Source organism: Burkholderia sp. Ac-20353 (assembly GCF_017104785.1).
Taxonomy (GTDB): domain Bacteria; phylum Pseudomonadota; class Gammaproteobacteria; order Burkholderiales; family Burkholderiaceae; genus Burkholderia.
In genome coordinates this window covers 1-3,436 of record NZ_JAAGPL010000375.1, presented here as the reverse complement: position 1 = coordinate 3,436, position 3,436 = coordinate 1, and the positions used below count along the sequence as shown (strand labels likewise).

Annotated in this window: 3 protein-coding genes; all 3 read left to right on the top strand. The window is 69.5% G+C overall.

Annotated features, from left to right (window positions below; genetic code table 11):
* A partial coding sequence (gene fliF / locus G3N94_RS40295; protein ID WP_205799753.1) for a flagellar basal-body MS-ring/collar protein FliF occupies positions 1-1,729 on the top strand: 1,729 nt, incomplete at its 5' end.
* Complete coding sequence (gene fliG / locus G3N94_RS40290; RefSeq protein WP_124600777.1) at positions 1,719-2,714, top strand: flagellar motor switch protein FliG; 996 nt, start codon at positions 1,719-1,721, stop codon at positions 2,712-2,714. The genes fliF and fliG, both read left to right, overlap by 11 nt.
* Complete coding sequence (gene fliH, locus G3N94_RS40285; RefSeq protein WP_205799752.1) at positions 2,707-3,399, top strand: flagellar assembly protein FliH; 693 nt, start codon at positions 2,707-2,709, stop codon at positions 3,397-3,399. Before fliG ends, fliH begins: the two co-directional genes overlap by 8 nt.
* Positions 3,400-3,436 lie beyond the last annotated feature (37 nt).

Sequence of the window (3,436 nt, the reverse complement as noted above, 5' to 3'; positions counted from 1 at the left end):
CCGCACGGGCCTCGCCAGCCCCGGGGCCGGCGCCGCCGCTGCCGCGGCGCTGCCGGGCACGGGCGGCGCCGGCGCGGACTTCGGGTTCGGCGGCTTCGCGGAACGGATTCCCGGCATCGCGCGAATGAAGGGCAACCCGAAGCTGCCGTTCATGATCGCCGTCGCGTTCGCGGTCGCGGTGATCGTCGCGCTCGTGCTGTGGAGCCGCACGCCCGACTACCGCGTGCTGTACAGCAACCTGTCGGACCGCGACGGCGGTGCAATCATTACTGCGCTCCAGCAGGCAAACGTTCCCTACAAGTTCGCCGACGCCGGCGGCGCGATCCTCGTGCCGGCGAACCAGGTCCACGAGACGCGCCTGAAGCTCGCGGCGATGGGGCTGCCGAAAGGCGGCTCGGTCGGCTTCGAGCTGATGGACAACCAGAAATTCGGCATCAGCCAGTTCGCCGAGCAGGTCAACTACCAGCGCGCGCTCGAAGGCGAGCTGCAGCGCACGATCGAATCGATCAACGCGGTGCGCGGCGCGCGCGTGCATCTCGCGATCCCGAAGCCGTCGGTGTTCGTGCGCGACAAGGAAGCGCCGAGCGCGTCGGTGTTCGTCGACCTGTACCCGGGCCGCGTGCTCGACGAAGGCCAGGTGCAGGCGATCACGCGGATGGTGTCGTCGGGCGTGCCCGACATGCCCGCAAAGAACGTGACGATCGTCGACCAGGACGGCAACCTGCTGACCCAGACCGCGTCCGCGACCGGCCTCGACGCGAGCCAGCTCAAGTATGTGCAGCAGGTCGAGCGCAACACGCAGAAGCGCATCGACGCGATCCTCGCGCCGATCTTCGGCGCCGGCAACGCGCGTTCGCAGGTGAGCGCCGACGTCGACTTCTCGAAGCTCGAGCAGACGTCGGAAAGCTACGGCCCGAACGGCACGCCGCAGCAGGCGTCGATCCGCAGCCAGCAGACCAGCACCGCGACCGAGCTCGCGCAGGGCGGCGCGTCGGGCGTGCCGGGCGCGCTGTCGAACACGCCGCCGCAGCCGGCCTCCGCGCCGATTGTCGCGGGCAACGGCCCGAACGGGCCGCAGGCGACGCCGGTCAGCGACCGCAAGGATGCGACGACCAACTACGAGCTCGACAAGACGATCCGCCATGTCGAGCAGCCGATGGGCAGCGTGAAGCGGCTGTCGGTCGCGGTCGTCGTCAACTACCAGCCGGTCGCCGACGCGAAGGGCCACGTGACGATGCAGCCGCTGCCGCCCGCGAAGCTCGCGCAGGTCGAGCAGCTCGTGAAGGACGCGATGGGCTACGACGCGAAGCGCGGCGATTCGGTCAACGTCGTCAACAGCACGTTCTCGACCGCGTCCGACCCGTTCGCGGACCTGCCGTGGTGGCGCCAGCCGGACGTGATCGAGATGGCGAAGGAAGCCGCGAAGTGGCTCGGCATCGCGGCGGCGGCCGCGGCGCTCTACTTCATGTTCGTGCGCCCGGCGATGCGCCGCGCGTTCCCGCCGCCCGAGCCGGTCGCGCCCGCGCTGCCGTCGCCCGAGGATCCGGTCGCGCTCGACGGCCTGCCCGCGCCGGACAAGGAAGCCGAAGAGGAAGACGCGCTGCTGCTCGCCTTCGAAAGCGACAAGAACCGCTACGAACGCAACCTCGAATACGCGCGCACGATCGCGCGCCAGGATCCGAAGATCGTCGCAACCGTCGTGAAAAACTGGGTGTCCGATGAACGCTGAAGGCTTGACCAAGAGCGCGCTGCTGCTGATGTCGATCGGCGAGGAAGAAGCCGCGCAGGTATTCAGGTTCCTCGCGCCGCGCGAGGTGCAGAAGATCGGCGTGGCGATGGCCGCGCTGCGCAACGTGACGCGCGAGCAGGTCGAGGAAGTGCTGCAGGAGTTCGCGAAGGAAGCCGAGCAGCACACCGCGCTGTCGCTCGATTCGAACGAATACATCCGCTCGGTGCTGACGAAGGCGCTCGGCGAGGACAAGGCCGGCGTGCTGATCGACCGGATCCTGCAGGGCAGCGACACCAGCGGGATCGAAGGCCTCAAGTGGATGGACTCGGGCGCGGTGGCCGAGCTGATCAAGAACGAGCATCCGCAGATCATCGCGACGATCCTCGTGCATCTCGACCGCGACCAGGCGTCCGAGATCACGTCGTGCTTCACCGAGCGGCTGCGCAACGATGTGATGCTGCGGATCGCGACGCTCGACGGCATCCAGCCGGCCGCGCTGCGTGAACTCGACGACGTGCTGACGGGCCTGCTGTCCGGCAGCGACAACCTGAAGCGCGCGCCGATGGGCGGCATCCGCACCGCGGCCGAGATCCTGAACTTCATGACGAGCATCCACGAAGAGGGCGTGCTCGAGAGCGTGCGCCAGTACGATCCGGAGCTCGCGCAGAAAATCGTCGACCAGATGTTCGTGTTCGAGAACCTGCTCGACCTCGAGGACCGCGCGATCCAGATGGTGCTCAAGGAAGTCGAGTCGGAGACGCTGATCATCGCGCTGAAGGGCGCGCCGCCCGCGCTGCGCCAGAAATTCCTCGCGAACATGTCGCAACGCGCGGCCGAGCTGCTCGCCGAGGATCTCGACGCACGCGGCCCGGTGCGCGTGTCCGAAGTCGAGACGCAGCAGCGCCGCATCCTGCAGATCGTGCGCAACCTCGCCGAGAACGGCCAGATCGTGCTAGGCGGCAAGGCGGAAGACGCGTATGTCTGATCAGGCGAGCGAACGCGTGCGCGACATGACCGCGTACCAGCGCTGGGAGATGGCGTCGTTCGATCCGCCGCCTCCTCCGCCGCCCCCGCTGCCGCGCGACGAAGCGGCCGCGGCCGCCGCCGAGCTCGCCGCGGAACTGCAGCGCGTGCGCGACGCCGCGCATGCGGAAGGCCTGTCGGCCGGCCACGTCGAAGGACAGGCGCACGGCTACCAGGCCGGCCATGAGCAGGGCTATCAGCAAGGTTTCGAAGCCGGCCAGGCCGAAGTGCGCGCGCAGGCCGCGCAGCTTGCGGCGCTCGCGACGTCGTTTCGCGAGGCGCTCGCAGCCGCCGAACACGATCTCGCGTCGGACGTCGCACAGCTCGCGCTCGACATCGCGCAGCAGGTCGTGCGCCAGCACGTGAAGCACGATCCCGCGGCGCTCGTCGCCGCGGTGCGCGACGTGCTCGCGGCCGAGCCCGCGCTGTCCGGCGCGCCGACCCTCGCGGTACATCCGGCCGACCTGCCGGTCGTCGAGGCGTACCTGCAGGAAGAACTCGACGCGCTCGGCTGGAGCGTGCGCACCGATGCTGCGATCGAGCGCGGCGGCTGCCGCGCGCACGCGGCGACGGGCGAAGTCGACGCGACGCTGCCGACCCGCTGGCAGCGCGTCGCCGCCGCGATCGGCAAGGTGAGCGCATGGTGACGCCCGCGCCGACGCCCGAATCGCTGCTGCACGACGA

What these genes read in the sequence shown, in the direction of transcription:
- fliG (WP_124600777.1), top strand. Translation starts at nt 1,719, where the DNA reads ATGAACGCTGAAGGCTTGACCAAGAGCGCGCTGCTGCTGATGTCGATC.
- fliH (WP_205799752.1), top strand. Translation starts at nt 2,707, where the DNA reads ATGTCTGATCAGGCGAGCGAACGCGTGCGCGACATGACCGCGTACCAG.